Origin of the sequence: Mesorhizobium sp. M1088, from assembly GCF_040318575.1 — a bacterium.
Classification (GTDB): domain Bacteria; phylum Pseudomonadota; class Alphaproteobacteria; order Rhizobiales; family Rhizobiaceae; genus Mesorhizobium.
Window position 1 is genome coordinate 24122 of the sequence record NZ_JAMYMO010000008.1, and the last position, 18983, is coordinate 43104.

The following is an 18983-nucleotide window of genomic DNA, read 5'->3' on the forward strand; positions in this document are numbered from 1 at the left end:
CGGCAGCCCTGGCATCATCCGACTTGAATGACGGCCTTGATCAGGCCGGACTTCTCATGCGCCCAGCGGGCGAGGTCGTGCGGCGTCTCGCCAAGCGTGGTGCGGTGGGTGACCAGCTTTGCCAGCGGCAGCGCGCCGTTGCGGATCGAGGCGGCGACATGGTCGAAATCGGCACGCAGGGCGTTGCGGCTGCCGATCAGCATCATCTCGCGCTTGTGGAATTCGGGATCGGAAAAGGCGATGTCGTCCTTGACGACGCTGACCAGGACCAGCGCCCCGCCGTGCGCGACATGGGCGAAGGCCGACTGCACCGACCGGGTGTTGCCGGTGGCATCGAAAACCACGTCGAAGCCGTCGCCGCCGGTTGCTTCCCGCACCAGGTCGGCAGCAGCGCCCCGCGAGCCGTCGAGGGTCGCGAAGCCGAGTTCGCTTTCGGCGAAACCCAGCCTCTCCGCACTCATGTCGAGCAGCATCACGTCTAGCCCGGCGATGCGGGCGAACAGCGCCGTGCCGAGCCCGATCGGGCCTGCACCGATGACCAGTGTGCGCGCACCTGGATCAGCGAGCGAGCGCCGCACGGCATGGGCGCCGATCGCCAGGAATTCGACGGCGGCAGCATCGGCCAGCGACAGGCCGTTTGCCGGATAAAGATTTTGCGCCGGCACCAGGATCTGCTCGCACATGGCGCCGTCGCGGTGGACGCCGAGCACCTCGATCATGACACAGCAATTCGGCTTGCCTTGCCGGCAGGCGATGCATTTGCCGCAGGCGAGATAGGGATTGACGATCACCGCTTCGCCGACGGCGAGATCGACGTCCTCGCCAACCTCGATCACGGTGCCAGAAACCTCGTGGCCCATGATGCGGGGATAGGCGAGGAACGGGTGCTTGCCTTCGAAGATGTGATAGTCGGTGCCGCAGATGCCGACATGGCTGACGGCGACCAGCGCCCAGCCGGCGGGGGGCGCGCCAGGCGCCGGACGATCTTCGAGGACAAGTTCGCCGGGCGAGCGGCAGACGACGGCTTTCATGCTTCAATCCAGTCGGTTCATGGCACCGCCGGCCCTGCTGTCGCGAGGCCGGCGGTTGTTGGGAGGCAGTCTATTTGCCGCGGCGGCGCAGCCCGTCGAAATAGACGATGACGATGATCAGCACGCCGGTGATGATGCGCTGCCAGAAGGCGTTGACGTTGAGCAGATTGGCGCCGTTGTTGATGGTGGCAAGGATGAAGGCGCCGAGCAGCGGTCCGTGCACGGAGCCGACAGCGCCGAACAGCGAGGTGCCGCCGATCACCGAGGAGGCGATCGCCTGCAATTCCCAGCCCTCGGCCTGCGTCGGATTGCCGATGCCGATGCGCGAGGCAAGCAGCACGCCGACGAAGGCCGCACACAGCCCCGACAGCGTGTAGGCCATGTAGATGGTGCGCTGGACGTTGACGCCTGACAGGCGCGACGCCTCGGCGTTGGAGCCGACCGAGAACAGATAGCGGCCCCAGCGGCTGTGGTGCAGGAAGATGTAGGCTGGGATACCGACCAGGATCACCATCCAGAACAGATTGGGGACGCCGGCGAAGGAACTGCGCGAGAACGTCTGGAAGGCGTCGTTGTTGATCGAGATCGAGTTGCCGTTGGTCATCAACAGACCGATGCCGCGCAGCGAGGTCAGCGTTGCCAGGGTGATGATGAAGGGCGGCAGGCCCATCTTGACGATGCCGAAGCCATGGAACATGCCGATGGCGACGCCGACCAGCAAGGTGATCAGGATGGCGAGGAAAACCGGTGTCCCGGCGTTGATCAGCATCGCGACGATGACAGTGGCGAAGCCGACCACGGCGCCGACGGAAAGGTCGATGCCGCCGGTGATGATGACGAAGGTCTGGCCGACCGCCAGGATGGCGATCATCGACCCTTGCCGCAATAGGTTCGAGATGTTGTTGGCCGAGGCGAAGCTCGGCGTCGCCACCGACAGGATGATCCATAAAAGAACCAGCAGCGCCAGCAGTGTCAGCCCGAACAGGGCGTTGTAGTTGCGTTTCGGCCTTTCGGCAGCGATCGCCTCGGTGCTCATATCCGTCCTCCCGGTTTTTCTTGTTTCTCGGCCAGCGCCTGGGTGAGGATCTCCTCGTGGTCAGCGGTACGAAAGCCGTGCGTGGCCACCAGCTTGCCGCGCCGGAACACGTGCAGCGTGTCGGCGAGTTCATAAACCTCGGGCAGGTAGGACGAGATCAGGATGATGCCGGCTCCCTTGGACAACAGCGCGCCGAACAGGCGGTAGATCTCGGCCTTGGTGCCGACGTCGACGCCGACAGTCGGCTCGTCGAAGATGAATAGCTTGGCGCCATGGGCGAGCCATTTGCCGATGACTATCTTCTGCTGGTTACCGCCGGACAGGCTGGAGGCCAGCGCGCCGCGCGTCGGCGTCTTGATGCGCAGGTCGGCGATCTGGCGATCGGCTTGCGCCTTTTCCTGCGCGCGGGAGATCAGCAGATTGCTGGAGATGCGCTTGTAGATCGGCAGATTGAGGTTGAGTCCGACCGGCAGGTTGAGGCAGAGGCCCTGGTCGCGGCGGCTTTCCGGGGCCAGCGCCATGCCGAGCCTGATCGCGTCGTGTTCGGAATTGACCTTGAACTCCTTGCCCTCCCAGAGGATATGGCCGGCCGATTTGCGGTGCCGGCCATAGAGCGTGGTGACGAACTCGCTGCGCCCGGCGCCGATCAGGCCGTAGAGGCCGACGATCTCGCCGGCGCGGACGGACATCGAGACATTTTCGAAACCCTTGCCGGACAGGTTCCTGGTTTCGACGATGGTCGCGCCGGGGGTGAAATGCTCCTTGTGGTAGACCTGCTCGATCGAGCGGTTGATCATCATCTTGACCAGCTCGGCGTCATTGGTCTCGGCAATGTTCCTGGTGCCGACCAGCGTGCCGTCGCGCAGCACCGAGACGCGGTCGGCGAGCTCGAACACTTCTTCCATGCGATGGCTGATGTAGATGATGGTGACGCCTTCGCCCTTCAGCCGGCGAATCAGCGTGAACAGCTGGTCGGCCTCCTTGCGGGTAAGATAGGCGGTCGGCTCGTCGAAGATCAGGAATTTGGTGCCGCGCACGGTGGCGCGGGCGGCGGCGATCAACTGCTGCTGGCCGATGGTCAGGTCACCCAGCATGACATGCGCCGGCAGGTCGAAGCCGAGATCGTCGATGATCTTCTGCGCCTGCCTGATCATCGCCCGCTGCTGCAGGATGCCGAAGCGGGAATTCTCCTCGCCGAGGAACATGTTGGCGGCGACGGTGAGATGGCGGCACAGGACGACTTCCTGATGCACGGCATTGATGCCGAGCGCCATCGCCTCATGCGGCGTTGCCAATGCGGCAGGTTTGCCCTCCCAGATGACGTCGCCGGAGGTGCGCGGCATGACGCCGGTAAGAAGCTTGATCAGGGTGGATTTGCCGGCGCCGTTCTCGCCGACGATCGCGTGGATCTCGCCGGCCTTGAAGGCGAGATCGACCGGCTTCAGCGCATGGGTGCCGGGATAGCGCTTTTCCAGCCCGCGGAGTTCGAGGATGGTCCTGCCCGGTTCCAGCGTTGGGGCCGGATGGAGTTCCTGCGCCGTCGACATCATGACAATCCTCCCAGATTGGCCCCCAAAGATTGGCCTCGCGATTGGCACGAGTGGGATGTTTCCGGGGCGAAAAGGCCCCGGAAACAGTTCACTTGCGGCTATGCTCAGTCGAGCTTCGGGTTGAGCAGCGCGTCGATCTTCGGATCCTTCATGTTGGCCTTGGTAACCAAATTAGCGCCCGTGTCGACATTGGCCTCGACCTTCTCGCCCTTCGAGGCGGCGAGCGCCGTCTTGATGCCGTCATAGCCCATCCGGTACGGATCCTGAACGACGAGAGCCGAAATGACGCCGTCGTTGAGGAACTTGATCAGCTTCTCGTCGCTGTCGAAACCGACCAGCCCGACCTTGCCGGCAAGACTGTTCTCGGCGATCGCCTGACCGACGCCCTGCGCCATGATCAGGTTGGAGGCGAAGATGCCCTTGAGGTTGGGGTTGGCGGTGATCAGGTCGGTGGCGATGTTGAGGCCGGTGGTGGCTTGGCCGTCGGCGTATTTGTCGGCGACCAGCTTGAGGCCCGGATATTTGGCAGCGAGCTGTTCCTTAAAACCCTGGGCGCGCTGTTCGAGCGAGCCGGCGCCCGGAAGCGCGGTGATCAGGGCGACGTCGCCCTCGACCTTGCCGCCATTGGCTTCGCCGATGGCTGCGGCAAGGCCGTCAGCGGCAACGCGGCCGCCCTGGATGTTGTCGGTGGTCAGGAACGAGGTGAAGGCCTTGGAGTCGGCGCCGGAGTCGATACCGATGATCTTGACCTTGGTGGCGGCCTCGTCGATCGGCTTGCCGAGCGCCTTGGCTTCGGTCGGCGCAATGACGACGGCCGCCGGGTTGCCGGCGACGGCATTTTCAAGGATCGAGATCTGGCCGTTGACGTCGGTCTCGGCCTGGGCGCCGAGCTCCGGCACGTTGACGCCGAGGTCCTTGCCGGCCTTGCGGGCTCCCGCCAGAACGATCTGCCAGTAGAAGGACGTGGTGTCCTTGACGATGATCGGAATGGTTGCGTCGGCCGCGGATGCCGGGGCCGAGTGCATCACGCCGGCAAGCATCGAGGCGGCTGCGAGTGCCACGAAGGCGCGGCGATTGAGAATGCTGGTCACGAATTTCATTAGGAGTCCTCCCTAAGTCGCCCGGTGAATGTTACGGAAGCTCCATTCGGATGGCGCGGCCCAAACGGAACTTTATCAATAAAAAACATTTACCGCATTTTGATAGTGCATCACCTCGGTCGGCGCAAGCGATGTTTGATGGCCGCTCGAATGGCTGGGCGGGAAAGCTTGCTCCCTCGGAACTCCGCTGCCAATCTCCTCCAATATGTCGCATGGAATATTAATTCCATCATACAGTCAATATGGAATGTTCATTCTTTTTCGGGGTGTACGAACTGTGACACCTGGCAATCACGTCAGGTGTTTGCGACCGGCTTAGAGCGTCGCTCCGAGGTGCCACGGCACGAACTCGTTGTCGCCGTAGCCGAACTCTTCGCTCTTGGTCTTGCGGCCCGAAGCCGTCTCGACGATCAGTTCGAAGATCTCGCGGCCCATGCCGGCGATGGTCTTTTCGCCCGAGGCGATGACGCCGCAATTCACGTCCATGTCCTCCTCCATCGTGTGATACATGGTCGAGTTGCTGGCGACCTTGATCGACGGCGTCGGCCGGCAGCCGAAGCAGGAGCCGCGGCCTGTGGTGAAGACGATGACGTTGGCGCCGCCCGCCACCTGGCCGGTGGCCGAGACCGGGTCGTAGCCGGGCGTGTCCATGAACACCAGCCCGTGCCCGGTGACCTTTTCGGCATAGCCGAAGACGCCGTTGAGCGGCGTCTGGCCGCCCTTGGCGACCGCGCCGAGCGACTTTTCCAGGATGGTGGTCAGGCCGCCGCGCTTGTTACCCGGTGAGGGATTGTTGTCGATCGATGCGCCATGCTTGGCGACGTGGTCTTCCCACCATTTCACATAACCGTCGAGCTTGGCGGCGATCTCGGGGGTTGCGGCGCGATAAGCGAGCAGGTGCTCGGCGCCGTAGATCTCCGTCGTCTCGGAGAGGATGCCGACACCGCCGACGCCGGCCAAAATGTCGACCGCGGCACCCAGCGCCGGATTGGCGGTGATGCCGGACATGCCGTCGGAGCCGCCGCATTGCAGACCGACGACGATCTCGCTGACCGGGATCGGCTCACGCTGAAGCTTGCCGACCTCCTCGGCGATCTCGGCCAGCACGACCAGCGCCTTCTCGACCGATTTGCGCGAGCCGCCGGCTTCCTGGATGTTGAAATGACGTTTTCCCGCGGCAACGCCCTTCTGGCCGTAGAGGGTGAGCTGGTTGACCTCGCAGCCGAGCCCGACCATCAGCACGCCGCCGAAATTCGGGTGACGGGCGTAGCCGGCCAGCGTGCGGTGTAGCACCATCATGCCGTCGCCGGTGGCGCTCATGCCGCAGCCCTGGCCGTGGACGATCGGGACGAAGCCGTCGATGCCGGGATATTGCGGCAAAAGGGTGCGGTTCGCGGCGTCGGCGATGGCATGGCAGACGGTGGCCGAGCAATTGACGCTGGCGAGAATGCCGACGAAGTTGCGCGTGCCGGCGCGGCCGTCGGCGCGGCGGTAGCCCATGAAGGTGCGGGCGCGGTCGGCCTCGGTCGCATGCACTGCCTCGCTCGGCGGCACCACCGGCAAACGCCCGCTTTCGAAGACCAGATTGTGCGAATGGACATGCTCGCCGGGCGCGATGTCTTGCGTGGCGCGGCCGATCGCCTGGGCGTATTTGACCACGGCCTCGCCGGCCGCAATCGGCTTGATCGCCACTTTGTGGCCCGGCTCGATCACTGCGGCGGCGACGGCGCCGCCCGGCAGCACGGTGCCGATCTCGATGCGGCCATTGGCGACCGCGACATTGTCGGCGGGAGACAGAAGAATGCTGTTTGCGGCGTTCACGGGAGCTTCCTGGGTGTGTTCCTGGGTGCGCGAGCGGATTGACACGCGGCTCTTAACATATAATGTCTTTTATCGTGAAAAAACATTTTGCGTCAATTGTTTTTTCGCCAGAGCGCGACGCGTCTTTGGATGCGAGAAGTAGGCTCTACAACCAAAACTAGCGTTGCGCATGATGTTTTCCGAAAAGGTACCGGTTTCATGCGCGAGAAACGCTTCACACTGGCCGCAAACGCCGATGCGCCACGGGGCAGGGGATGTCGAAGAGCAACAACGTTTACAAGGACGCCTATAATCGCGGTCTGAGGCTGCTCGACGAAACCAGGAGCCTGCCTTCGGAGCCGGAGCTGGGTACGCTGCTCGGCGTCAGCCGCACGACGGTCCGCACTATCCTTGCGCGCATGGAAGAAACCGGGCTGATCGACTGGAACAAGCGCAGCAAGACGGTCCTGCGCGAACCGCGACCGGACGATTTCTTCCCCGAGGAAGAAACCGACACGCTGGCCGAGATCATCGAGCGCTCCTTCATGCGGCGGCTGCTTGCCAGCGGTGCCGAAGCCGGCATGCAGATCAACGAGCTCGAACTGGCGCGCGAGATCGGCGTCGGCACCACCAGCGTGCGCGAATTCCTGATCCGCTTCTCGCGCTTCGGGCTGATCGAGAAGCGCCGCAACAGCCACTGGGTGCTGAAAGGCTTTACCCGCGCCTTCGCGCTGGAGCTGACCGAAATCCGCGAGATGTTCGAACTTCGCTCGGCCGCAGCCTTTGCCGCTCTGCCCGAGGACAGCCCGGTGTGGACCGACCTCGACCGCCTGGAAGACGAGCATCACCGGCTGGAGCGCGAGATCGCCGTGCGCTTCAACGAATTCTCCGAGCTTGACGAGCGCTTTCACCGGCTGATCCATCGGGCGTCGCACAACCGCTTCATCGTCGATTTCTACGACGTCATCGCCATGATCTTCCACTACCACTACCAGTGGAACAAGGCGCAGGAGCGCGAGCGCAACGAAGTCGCGGTCCAGGAGCATCTCGCCTATATCGCCGCGCTCAAATCGCGCGATCTCGCCAAGGTCGACGCCGCCTGCCGCAAGCACCTGAAATCGGCCCGCCACACGCTGCTGACGTCCATTCCCGAGGGCAGGCAGCCGCAACGCGCGTGATTGTGTTGCGTTGCCGCAGCAGCGTTTTGGCGATTTTCCGGCCGCCGGCTCCGTGCTAGAGAGCTGACGTTGCTGCGTGAAGAGGCTGGTTCTTGACCATACGCCGGAGACGATGGAGCATGCCGGTCGCGTTCGCCGCGGCGTGGCTTTTCATGCTCCAGTCGATATTCGGCGCGTTTGCTTCCGGCGTCGCACCCAACGCCTCGCAATTCGATGCTTTCGGCAACACGATCTGCACCCATGACGGTGCGGCGCAACTCCCCGCCGGCGATCCGCATCAGCAGCACATGCCGGCTTGCTGCATGCTTGGCTGCAACATCGTTTCGGCGGTCTACGTGCCGCTGGATGCAGCCGGGAGCCTGGCTCGCAGCCTTTCCGTCGAAACCATCGCCTTTATCCTGCCGGCCTTCCGGCATCGCGATTTCGCCCGCGCCCGCACTCCGTCCAATCCGCGCGCACCACCGGCGACGGCCTGATCCGTTCTGGTTCGCGCCGCGCAACGCTTTGCGGCGCGTTTATCGACATCGTTCGCGACCGGCCATCGGCGCGATCCCCTAAAGTCCACGGAGCAATCATGTCTCACTCTTTTCGCGCTGCCGCATCCAGCCGCAGGCGCTTCGCACTGGGTCGTTTCGAGCAGCGTCTCGGCGTCGCCCTTTGCGTTCTTGCCCTCCTGTTCGCCAGCGCCCAGACGGCGTTGGCACACGAGTTCAAGCTTGGCGATCTCGAGATCGGGCACCCCTGGTCGCGCACCACGCCAGCCGGCGCCAAGGTGGCCGGCGGCTACTTCACCATCACCAACACAGGCAGTGCGGCGGATCGCCTGCTGTCGATCACCTCCGACATTTCGGCCAAGGCCGAACTGCACGAGATGGGCGTCAGCAATGGCGTCATGACCATGCGGCCGGTCACCGGCGGCCTCGAAATCCCGGCTGGCGGCAAGGTCGCGCTGGCGCCCAACGGCTATCATTTGATGTTCATGGATTTGAAGCGGCAGCCCAAGGAGGGCGAAACGTTCTCCGCCACGCTGACCTTCGAAAAAGCCGGGCCCGTGCAGATTGAATTCGCCGTGCAAGGCATCGGCAGCGCGGCGCCCCAGGACGACGACTGACTTGGCCGCTTCGAGAGGTACCGTCATGAAGAAATCTCTTTTGCCCGGCTGCGTGCTTCTTGTCCTCGGGACCAGCGCGGCCTTTGCCCACATCACGCTCGAAACGCCGGAGGCGGCGGTGGGCTCGACCTACAAGGCGGTTCTTCGGGTGCCGCATGGCTGCGAGGGCAAGGCGACGACCGCGCTGCGCGTGCAGATCCCGGAAGGAGTGCTCTCGGTCAAACCGATGCCGAAGCCGGGTTGGACACTGCAGGTCAAGAACGGCAAATACGAAAAGTCCTACCAGCTCTACGGCCAGGCAGTGACCAGCGGCGTCAAGGAGATCGACTGGAGCGCCGGCAGCCTGCCGGACGAGTTCTACGACGAATTCGTCTTTCGCGCGACGCTGGCGTCCGACCTGCCGGCAGGCCAGACGCTGCATTTCCCGGTGGTGCAGGAATGTGACGGGGTTGCCGATCGCTGGATCGAAATTCCGGCGGCCGGGCAGGCTGAGGACGCGCTGGAATTTCCGGCACCCGGCCTCAAGCTGCTGCCGAAGAAGTGATCTCCTTACGCGGCGCGCTCTATCCGAAAGAGCGCGCCGCTGTCTTTGTGGCGGTGACATGAGCGCGGCATCCATCCTGCGAACGGCCTGCACAACCGGCCGGCTTGCCATCGGCCTGCTGGCTGCGATTGTGCTGCTTGCCACCATTGCCGCGCCAAACGCAGCCTTCGCCCACGCGGCGCTGATCAAGGCCGAGCCGGCTGACGGTGCGGTGCTGGCGCAGAGCCCGTCGCAGATGTCGCTGACCTTCAGCGAGCCGGTTTCGCCGCTGGTGCTGACGCTGGTGCGGCCCGACGGCACGTCGATCCCGCTGAGCTCCTTCCGGCTCAGCGGCCAGACCGTCGAGATCGACAATCCGCAGGCGCTGACGTCGGGCACGCATGTGCTGAGCTGGCGGGTGATTTCCGCCGACGGGCATCCGGTCGGCGGCTCGGTGCTGTTCTCGGTCGGTGCACCGAGTGCTGCGCCGGCCCCTTCCGAAGCTGTCGACCGGGCGCTTCGAACGGCGATCTGGATCGGCAAGGTTTTTCTATACATCGGCCTGTTTTTCGGTGTCGGCGGTGCCTTTGCGCTAGGCTGGCTGGCGCAAGGCGGCCGATCCGGCCAGAACATGATCGTCGCCGCGATCCTGTGCGGGCTGGCCGCCGCACTTTTGTCGCTCGGTTTCCAGGGGCTGGATGCACTCGGCGCGCCGCTTGCCCGGCTGGCGCAGCCGGTCATCTGGCAGACCGGGCTTGGCACCAGCTTCGGCTGGACGGTGCTGATCGCGCTGATGGCGCTCGGCCTGAGCCTATTATCGCTGGTCGTGCCGCCCGCCGACGCAAAGCCGCTGGCCTTGGCCGGACTGGTTGGCGTTGGCGCAGCACTTGCCGCCAGCGGGCATGCCAGTGCCGCCGAGCCGCAATGGCTGACCCGGCCGATGGTGTTTCTGCACGCCACTGGTATCGCGATTTGGTCCGGGGCGCTGGCGCCGCTCGGTCTTGCCTTGAAACGGCAGCCGGACAAAGCCGGGCCGTTGCTGCGCCGGTTTTCACGAGCGATCCTGTTCGTCGTGGCGGTGCTTGCGGCAGCCGGCATCGTGCTCGCCGTCATCCAGGTGCAAACGCCGTCGGCGCTGGTCCATACCGCTTATGGCCGGCTGCTGCTGCTCAAGCTGGTGCTGCTCGTCTTTCTGTTCACGCTCGCCGCCGTCAATCGCTTCAAGCTTACGGCTCCGGCTGAGGCGGGCGAAACGGAAGTCCAGAGGCGACTGGCCCGCTCGATCGGCATCGAGGTGCTGATCGTGGTCGCGATCTTCGGCATCGCCGCCGGTTGGCGCTTCACGCCGCCGCCGCGCGCGCTGGCGATCGCCGCGGCACAGCCGGCATCGGTGCATATCCACACGCTCCAAGCGATGGCCGATCTCAGCATTGCGCCCGGGCACACCGGACCTGTTGCCGCTTCGATCTTCATCATGACCGGCGATTTCGGCCCGCTCGACGCCAAGCAGGTAACGCTGGTCCTGTCAAAGCCCGATTCCGGCATCGAGCCCATCAAACGCCCGGCGACGAGGCTTGGCGACGGCACCTGGCGCGTCGACGATCTCGTCATTCCGGTCGCCGGCCGGTGGACGGCGCGGCTCGATATCCTGGTCTCGGATTTCGAGATGGTGAAGATAGAGGCGCCGATCGACATCAGGCCGTGACGAGAGCGCTGGTCCACGCAAGACAATTCGGCGAGGCGGTTGACGCGGCCGCGAACCCCCGTCAATCATCGCCATCAAGAATGGGCGTCCAACCCAATCGCGGGCTCAAACCAACAAGATCCGAAAGCAGGGAAGAAACGATGGAAAAAGCCGAAATCGGCCTGATCGGCCTTGGCACGATGGGCTCCAACCTGGCGCTCAATATCGCCGAGAAGGGACACCGCATCGCCGTCTTCAATCGCACCGCGGCGCGCACCGATGCCTTCGTCGAAAATGCCGGCGCACTTCGGGATAGGGTGGTGCCCTGCTACAGCCTCGAAGAACTGGCCGCCGCGATCCGGCCGCCGCGGCCGATCATCATCATGGTGCTGGCCGGCAAGCCGGTCGACGAGCAGATCGGCGCATTGCGCGGCGTGCTGTCGGCCAACGACATCGTCATCGACGCCGGCAATGCCAATTTCCGCGATACGATGCGTCGCTTCTCCGAGCTTACCGATTCGGGCCTGACCTTCATCGGCATGGGCGTGTCCGGCGGCGAGGAGGGCGCACGCCACGGTCCCTCGATCATGGTCGGCGGCACCGAAGAGTCCTGGAAGCGCGTCGAAAAGGTGCTGACCGCGATCTCGGCCAAGTTCAAGGGCGAGCCTTGCGCGGCGTGGCTTGGCACCGACGGCGCCGGCCATTTCGTCAAGACCATCCACAACGGCATCGAATATGCGGACATGCAGATGATCGCCGAGATCTACGGCATCTTGCGCGACGGGCTCGGCATGGGGCCGAAAGAGATCGCCGAGGTGTTTTCCCAGTGGAACACGGGTCGGCTCAATTCGTACCTGATCGAGATCACCGCCAAGGTGCTGGCCGCCGACGATCCCAAGACCGGCAAACCGGTGGTCGACATCATCCTCGACCGCGCCGGCCAGAAAGGCACCGGCAAATGGTCGGTGATCGAGGCGCAGCAGCTAGGCATCCCGGCCACCGCGATCGAGGCGGCTGTGGCGGCACGCGTGCTGTCGTCGATCAAGGACGAGCGGCTGGCCGCCGAAAAGGTCTATGGCGGCGGCGTGAGCAAGATTTCCGCAGACAGGGACGCCCTGCTCGCCGATCTCGAGCTGGCTCTGTTTGCCGGCAAGATCGCCGCCTACGCGCAAGGCTTCGCGGTGATGAGCGGCGCGTCGAAGGAATTCAACTGGAACCTGCCGATGCCGGTCATCGCCAAGATCTGGCGGGCCGGCTGCATCATCCGCTCGCAATTGCTGGATACGATGGCGGAGGCCTTCGGCGGCGGCGGCGCAGCCACCAACCTGTTGATGGCGCCGGCTTTCGTCTCATTGATGCAGGAGGCACATCCGTCGCTTCGCCGTGTCGTCGCAAGGGCGGCCGAAGCCGGCTCGCCGGTGCCGGCCCTGTCATCTGCACTTGCCTATTTCGACAGTTACCGGCAGGGCCGGGGCACCTCGAACCTGATCCAGGCGCAGCGCGATTTCTTCGGCGCGCACGGCTTCGAGCGCATCGATGGGCAGGGCGCTTTCCATGGGCCCTGGGGGAGCGGAGCGGCAGATTAGCGCCTCATCCCGGCTATAGCTTGTATCCTTGCCGCGTGCCGGAAGTGGTCGTTCGGTGGATCGGAGCCGCAGTAGGTTTGCGTCATGAAGCAGTCTTGGATTGATCCGAGTGCTAGTGACGGGCTCATGCTTCGCGACTTGCGGTGGGACTAAATATAAATGTGCAATAAAACCGGACTGCAATCATGGAGTGAGCGTAATGGAATCTGCTTTGCTTTCGAGTAGAGGAAACAAAGATGAGTCGATTCTCCGCACCGTCTGAAATGATGCGGGTCAGGCGCCCTTATCTTTATTCAGATAGCGAATGCACTGACGCCTACAGGCTGAGCGAATCCGAGCTGAGCCACCATCTGGACACGCTCACCGATCGCAACCAGCACAAGGATTTCGAAATCTTCTGCCGCAAATTGAGCGAGCGGGAACTTTGCCCCAACTTGCGCCCCCAAACAGGGCCGGAAGGCGGGGGAGATGGCAAGGTGGACACCGAGACCTATCCGGTTGATGAGCGAATTTCAGAACGTTGGTATGTTGGCGACGGGAAAAGCGGCACAGAGCGATGGGGATTTGCATTCAGCGCAAAGAAAGCCTGGTCCGATAAGGTGCGTTCCGATGTCAAAGGGATCGTTGGAACAGAGCGTGGCTATGACCGGATCATCTTCTTTACAAACCGCCCAGCACGGCAGCGTGATCGTCTTCGGATAGAAGACGAATTGCATCAGGAACATGGCGTTAAGGTCACAATTCTCGACCGGGAGTGGATCATTGACCGCATATTTTCCCACGGTCATAAAGACCTCGCCTACGAGCACTTGAAAGCCGGAGAACATCAACCCGACAACATCAAGCTCGGACCGAGAGATTTCAAGCGCCAGCAGGCACTGGATGAACTGGAAGCCGGCCTGAAAAAACTGGGCTCAACCGCTCAAGAGCAGACGCAGGCGGTCTCTGATACATTTGAAGCTGCACGGCTCTCAAGAGAACTCGAAAGGCCTCGGTTTGAGACAGAAGGCCGCTTTAAGCGAGCAATTGACCACGCAAAGAAATACGGCGCGAGCTACCAGCATCTACGCGCTGTGTACGAGCATGCCTGGACGGCGTTTTGGTGGTTCGATGATGTCGAGATCATGCAGGATAAATACGAACAGGTCGAGGCCATTGCCTTTGCGAGCGGGCACGCCGTCCACATCAGCAAAGTCTGCAATCTCCATCAGCTTTTGGTGGGCAGGGTCTTCCAAGGTCATGAAACCCCCGAAGAATTATCCTTTGCCGATAGGTCAAAACGGCTGAAGGAAAAGCTCTTAGAACTGGCTGCCGATAAATCCCGACCCAACAATGCCTTGCATGCGGAGACGCTACTTGTCTTTCACGGCATGAGTGAAATGTCCCTTTCGGGGGAGCGGGAAAATCTGGACGAAATTTGGCAGGCCCTCTGCGGGATTATCGAAAGAGCAGAGGGCTTGGGAGAGTTTCCGGCTGATATGCTGGAAACCATGGTCGAGGCAATTGGCGAAAGCGTGCCCGATAGCCAGTCTTTCGATACCTTGGTCGAAAAGCTTGCGGAATTCATGGCCGAGCGCAGCAAAGAGATTAAGGCCGGAAGCCTTTATTTGCAGCAAGGTGAACGCAAGCTCGATGCTGAAAAGCCTATCGACGGCATAAAATGGCTTGGCCGTGCCGTCATACATCTTTCGAAAGACGAGAGCAGGAACGATCAGGCCAAGGCGCTTTACTACCTGGCGGTAGGCTATCGCGGAGCCGGTCTTCGTTGGGCGGCCCGCGCTACTGCTCTGGCATCAGTCATCCAGTATCTGGCAATGTCAGAAACTGAAGGGGATTTGCGGGTCGAAACGATCCCGGCGCTGAACCTGTTCGCAATGCTGTCTTTGCAGCTAGGCCATATCGTGGATGTCCTCAGCGCCATTCGTTTTCTACAGGCTATCGGAAGCAATGCTCCGCTGGATGATGAAAGCGGGGAGAGACTGAAGAACCAGATCACCCAGTTTGATCAGTTGCTTGCTTGCCTGCTCATAATTCAGCCGCCCGAAGAAATCCGCAGATTGGAAAGCTTGCCCGATGTTCTGGACGGGTTGACACTGTTTTCAGCACGTATGGCCCTGCTTTACCGCCTCGGACACATTGATGAGCTGAAGGCGGACGGTTCAATTCCCGAAGAGACTGACGATCACGAAATCCATGAAATGATGACGTTCCTGGCTTCACAGCCCGCATGCGGCAGCCTCCCGAACAAAGTCGTACTCTTTGATGAGGCGTTTAGCGGCGTTCGAACCAAAATACTGGGTGTGGAGATTGAAATCGAGGCCTCGAACACGCTTGAAGGGGTTCTACAGGCCGAAACGTATGCCGCAGCATTTGAGGGATTTGCGGCAACGCTGCTCAACGCCGGGGCGTTTCCGCATACAGAAAAGTTCACGGTTCGGATTCGGCAACTCGACAACATTCAGGAAGCATCGGTCGCCGGAGATGATGATTTCATGATGGAGGTTTGTGTCCCAGCGAATTGGCGGCTTGCTGAAGTAATCCATATTGGGAAGTACAACGAACACCTCATTTTCTCCTGCATCCATGCTTTGGCGAGCGTGGCTATGCTGCGTGATGCTACTGAGACCATCGGAGAATTGGTCAGAACCGAGAATGTCTTCGAGCGCGCCACATTGTTTTGCCGAGCCGGCATTTCCAGAAACAGGGTGTTCGGCACCCATGCGGGCCGTATTTCCGATTGGGGTGACTGCATCAATCAGAATTTTCCAATGGCACCGGATGCACCTGCGAGGCCAGCAGCAATGGAACTACCGGCGCTCGCAGGCGACGATGAAGAAGAGATGCCGCAGGTTTTCGGTGAAATTCGCAGCCACAGTGATGTGGTCGTTCGAGCAATCATCAATCCACGGCTTTGGGACGCTGCCGAGTGGAAAGGTATGATGTACGGCGTGACAATGCCGGGCCAACCACCGTTTCTGGGCTTGATGTTCGCAAATGCACCAAAGGGCGAAGCAATTTTCAAGGACTGGCATGCCCGGTTTGGCAGAGAAGACAGCCAAGATGAAATTCATATTTCGGTCATCAAAGGCATAGATCGCCAGAACCCGTTTCATTATAGAGGGCACATTACACAGGACTTCGACACGCTGTCAGGAGAACCCGGGAAGGTATTCGTCAATACCTCCCGTATGAATACGATGACGGTGGATAATCATCGGAACCTTGAGATGTTCTTCGAATACCTGAAGGCCTGCGGAGCTTATTTTCTCGTTCCCGCTGTTTTTGGTGAGTCGGGCCTGCCGGAACTTCGCATGGAACTTGCGATCCTCAAGCAAAAATTCCATGTGCGGGAAGCTTGGCAGGTCGGTCCACATGACGTCGATATGATGGCCGTACGGCCCGACGACGACGTTATCATACCGGAAGGGGAAACCGCTCCACCTGTTCACGAGCTTGCCAAAATCCGTGAGAAATCGCGTCGGAAAGGGTGAGATTAAAGCTTCGCTTCTTTGCCTTCGGGGAAGGTTGAATGACAGCTATCTGCCGCACTCTGCCAGATAGCGGACCTTCAGCAAACGGCTCCAAGGTTGCCGGTCAGCAGCGCGCATTGGAGCCGGATGCTAGTTCAATCTGAACATATCCCGCTCTAGTCGGGGCGGCGATAGGCCTGCACTTCGCCCGGCTCGCTCAGGCTTTGCAGGGTGCCGGGTGCGGCGCCGCCGATCCAGCCCAGCACCGAGCGGGCGAGTTCGGCGCCGGCCAGCCGGAAGTTCTCGTTGACGACCAGCAATTCGCTGCGAAACAGGTGCAGAAGCTCCGACGATTGTTTGGACACCACATCGACATCGCTGCCAAGCTTGAGGCCGGCGTCTTCGATGCCGGCGACGATGGCGAGCGTCGCGGCGGCGGCGCTGCTGATGAAACCATCCGGGCGGTTTTCGCGGCGCATCAGCTGCGCGGTCCGCATTCTGATCTGCTCGATCGAATGATCGATCGAAACGGTGTTGAACGGAATCTCGCTGGCGCCGACCTCGCTCAGCGCATCGGCAAAGCCGGCGAGCGTGTGGCCGTGATAGGTCAGCTCGACCGGCGGCGCCAACAGAGCCAGGCGGCGGCGGCCGAGGCCGGCCAGATGGCGCACTGCCTCGGCTGCGAAAGCGTAATTGTCGAAATCATGGTAGGGATGGATCAGCCCCATATCGGTGCGGCCATGCGTGGCAAAGGGGATGCCGCGCTCCAGCATATAACGGGCCCTCGGATCGTTCGGCTGCGTGCGCGAAATGATGACGCCGTCGGCTGAACCGGTTTCCACGAGGTAGCGGATCGGGTCGAGCGGATCCTGCGAGCGCGAGTAGGGTGTCACGATCAAATGGTAGGGCGTGTCGGCAATGACTTCGGAAACGCCGTAGATGATATCCGAGACAAAGCTCATGATCTCGTGCTCGGTGTTGAGCACCAGGCTGATGACATTGGTCTTGCCGGTGCGCAGGCGGACGCCGGCACGGTTGGGCCGATAACCGATCTGCTTGGCGACAAGCTGGACGCGCCGCCTGGTCTCGGCGCCGATCTCGGGCGCATCCTTCAGCGCGCGCGACACGGTGGTGACGCCCAGCCCGGTCATGAAGGCGAGCGTCTTCAGTGTCGGCCGGCCCGGGCCCGACGCTTCGTCGGCCTTCTCTTTTTGATGCCTGTTCATTCATCCCGCCCCGTCAGGCGCATAGCAGTTGCCGGGCAGGCCGGCAATCGGCGGGCCGCGGGTACGCCGCGGGCCTTCACCGAATGAGACCGCTATATACTGAAACGTTACAGATTGTCACTGCCGTGGCGATATCACTGGTGACAGGCGCGAAACGAGCGGCACTCCGGTCGGCGCAAAAAAGAGCGACAGAAGGAGCTTTTCCGGTTTTCTGGCGTCGCAGCATTGCATTTTGCAGTGCAACCCCTCTTGTTGCGATGCGGTAGGCCGACGAGCCGCGCGATTTTATTCGCGCTTCGAAAAAACTTGATGCCACCTTCGCCTGAGGGGTTGCGCGCCTTAAGCAATTGCCGTATCGAAAATCTGTAACGTTTCAGATTCTGGGAGGAACGAAATGCGATACCAACTCATGACTGCTGCGCTGGCTACGACGGTCGCGCTGCAATTTGCCGGCCCGGCGGCCGCGACGGATCTGGAAGTCACCCATTGGTGGACCTCCGGCGGCGAGGCGGCAGCGGTCGCCGAACTCGCCAAGGCTTTCGACGCAACCGGCAATCACTGGGTTGACGGCGCCATCGCCGGCTCCGGCGGCACGGCGCGGCCGATCATGATCAGCCGCATCACCGGCGGCGACCCGATGGGCGCGACCCAGTTCAATCACGGCCGGCAGGCGGAAGAATTGGTGCAGGCCGGGCTGATGCGCGACCTCACCGATCTCGCCACCAAGGAAAAGTGGACGGAAATCGTGCAGCCGAAGAGCCTGCTCGACGGCTGTACCCTCGACGGCAAGATCTATTGCGTGCCCGTCAATATCCACTCCTGGCAGTGGCTGTGGCTGTCGAACGCGGCCTTCGAAAAAGCCGGCGTGCCGGTGCCGAAGAACTGGAATGAATATGTCGCTGCGGCGCCCGCGCTTGAAAAGGCAGGCATCCAGCCGCTAGCGGTCGGCGGCCAGCCCTGGCAGGCCTCCGGCGCTTTCGACGTGCTGCTTGCGGCGGTCGGCGGCACCGACGCCTTCCTCAAGGTCTACAAGGACAAGGACGCGGAATTCGCCGCTGGGCCCGAGGTCGCCAAGGTCTTCAAGGCCGCGGACGACGCCCGCAAGATGGCCAAGAACACCAATGTGCAGGACTGGAACCAGGCCACCAATCTGGTCATCACCGGCAAGGCCGGCGGCCAGATCATGGGTGACTGGGCGCAGGGCGAGTTCCAGGTTGCCGGCCAGACCGCCGGCAAGGACTATACTTGCCTTCCGGGCCTCGGTCTCAACGAGGTCATCGCCACCGGCGGCGACGCTTTCTACTTCCCGCTGCTGAAGGATCCCGAAAAATCGAAGGCACAGGAAGTGCTGGCCCACACGCTGCTCGATCCCAAGACGCAGGTCGCCTTCAATCTCAAGAAAGGTTCGCTGCCGGTGCGCGGCGACGTCGACCTCAAGGCGGCGAACGACTGCATGAAGAAGGGGCTCGAAATTCTCGCCAAGGGCAATGTCATGCCCTGGACCGACCAGCTGCTTTCGCAGGATACGCAGAAGCAGAAGGAGGATCTTTTCTCCGAGTTCTTCGCCAAGCAGGACATGACCGTGGAAGATGCGCAGAAGCGCTTCGCCGCCATTGTCGGTTCGGCCGATTGAGCGATCGACCGACCGCCTCACTCCCGCCCCTGCAAACGCAGGGTCGGGAGCTCGG

General features: G+C 62.1%; 14 protein-coding genes. 8 read left to right on the top strand and 6 right to left on the bottom strand.

The annotated features are described in order from the left end of the window. Positions 1–14 precede the first annotated feature (14 nt). From NKH49_RS12420 to NKH49_RS12440, 5 genes are all read right to left on the bottom strand, one after another. Positions 15–1031, bottom strand: a complete 1017-nt coding sequence (locus NKH49_RS12420; RefSeq protein ID WP_352613111.1) for a zinc-binding alcohol dehydrogenase family protein — start codon at positions 1029–1031, stop codon at positions 15–17. Between the two features lie 70 nt (positions 1032–1101). Beyond that, a complete protein-coding gene (locus NKH49_RS12425; protein WP_352448376.1) occupies positions 1102–2067 on the bottom strand; it encodes an ABC transporter permease in 966 nt (321 codons plus the stop codon). Further along, positions 2064–3617, bottom strand: a complete 1554-nt coding sequence (locus NKH49_RS12430) for a sugar ABC transporter ATP-binding protein (protein ID WP_352613109.1) — start codon at positions 3615–3617, stop codon at positions 2064–2066. Before NKH49_RS12430 ends, NKH49_RS12425 begins: the two co-directional genes overlap by 4 nt. A 104-nt stretch (positions 3618–3721) precedes the next feature. Further along, entirely contained in the window at positions 3722–4717 is a 996-nt protein-coding gene (locus NKH49_RS12435; RefSeq protein ID WP_023675208.1) for an ABC transporter substrate-binding protein, read from the bottom strand. Positions 4718–5032: 315 nt separating this feature from the next. Then, positions 5033–6538: a UxaA family hydrolase gene (locus NKH49_RS12440; RefSeq protein WP_352613107.1), complete on the bottom strand. Its 1506-nt coding sequence runs from the start codon at positions 6536–6538 to the stop codon at positions 5033–5035. A 254-nt stretch (positions 6539–6792) separates the two neighbouring features. On the opposite strand from NKH49_RS12440, the gene NKH49_RS12445 reads away from it, so the two are divergent. The 7 genes from NKH49_RS12445 (at position 6793) to NKH49_RS12475 (ending at position 16090) form a co-directional block, all read left to right on the top strand. After that, positions 6793–7695, top strand: coding sequence for a GntR family transcriptional regulator (locus NKH49_RS12445; protein ID WP_023675210.1), 903 nt, complete (start codon positions 6793–6795; stop codon positions 7693–7695). Positions 7696–7814: 119 nt separating this feature from the next. Next, on the top strand, positions 7815–8171 hold the full coding sequence (locus NKH49_RS12450) for a DUF2946 family protein (RefSeq protein WP_352613105.1): 357 nt from the start codon (positions 7815–7817) through the stop codon (positions 8169–8171). Positions 8172–8269: 98 nt separating this feature from the next. Then, positions 8270–8806, top strand: coding sequence for a copper chaperone PCu(A)C (locus NKH49_RS12455; RefSeq protein ID WP_352613103.1), 537 nt, complete (start codon positions 8270–8272; stop codon positions 8804–8806). Between the two features lie 25 nt (positions 8807–8831). Then, positions 8832–9350, top strand: a complete 519-nt coding sequence (locus tag NKH49_RS12460) for a YcnI family copper-binding membrane protein (RefSeq protein WP_352456800.1) — start codon at positions 8832–8834, stop codon at positions 9348–9350. Between the two features lie 58 nt (positions 9351–9408). After that, positions 9409–11034: a copper resistance CopC/CopD family protein gene (locus NKH49_RS12465; RefSeq protein ID WP_352613101.1), complete on the top strand. Its 1626-nt coding sequence runs from the start codon at positions 9409–9411 to the stop codon at positions 11032–11034. Positions 11035–11174: 140 nt separating this feature from the next. Further along, a complete protein-coding gene (gene gnd / locus NKH49_RS12470) occupies positions 11175–12599 on the top strand; it encodes an NADP-dependent phosphogluconate dehydrogenase (protein ID WP_352613099.1) in 1425 nt (474 codons plus the stop codon). Positions 12600–12835: 236 nt separating this feature from the next. Further along, positions 12836–16090, top strand: coding sequence for a hypothetical protein (locus NKH49_RS12475; protein WP_352926253.1), 3255 nt, complete (start codon positions 12836–12838; stop codon positions 16088–16090). Positions 16091–16245: 155 nt separating this feature from the next. Here NKH49_RS12475 and NKH49_RS12480 read toward each other — a convergent pair whose 3' ends face one another. After that, a complete protein-coding gene (locus NKH49_RS12480) occupies positions 16246–17295 on the bottom strand; it encodes a LacI family transcriptional regulator (protein WP_352613095.1) in 1050 nt (349 codons plus the stop codon). A 394-nt stretch (positions 17296–17689) separates the two neighbouring features. Between NKH49_RS12480 and NKH49_RS12485 the strand changes: the two genes are divergently transcribed. Continuing rightward, positions 17690–18928 carry an ABC transporter substrate-binding protein gene (locus tag NKH49_RS12485; protein WP_352613093.1) on the top strand — a complete coding sequence of 413 codons (1239 nt, stop codon included), beginning with the start codon at positions 17690–17692 and terminating at the stop codon, positions 18926–18928. Positions 18929–18983 lie beyond the last annotated feature (55 nt).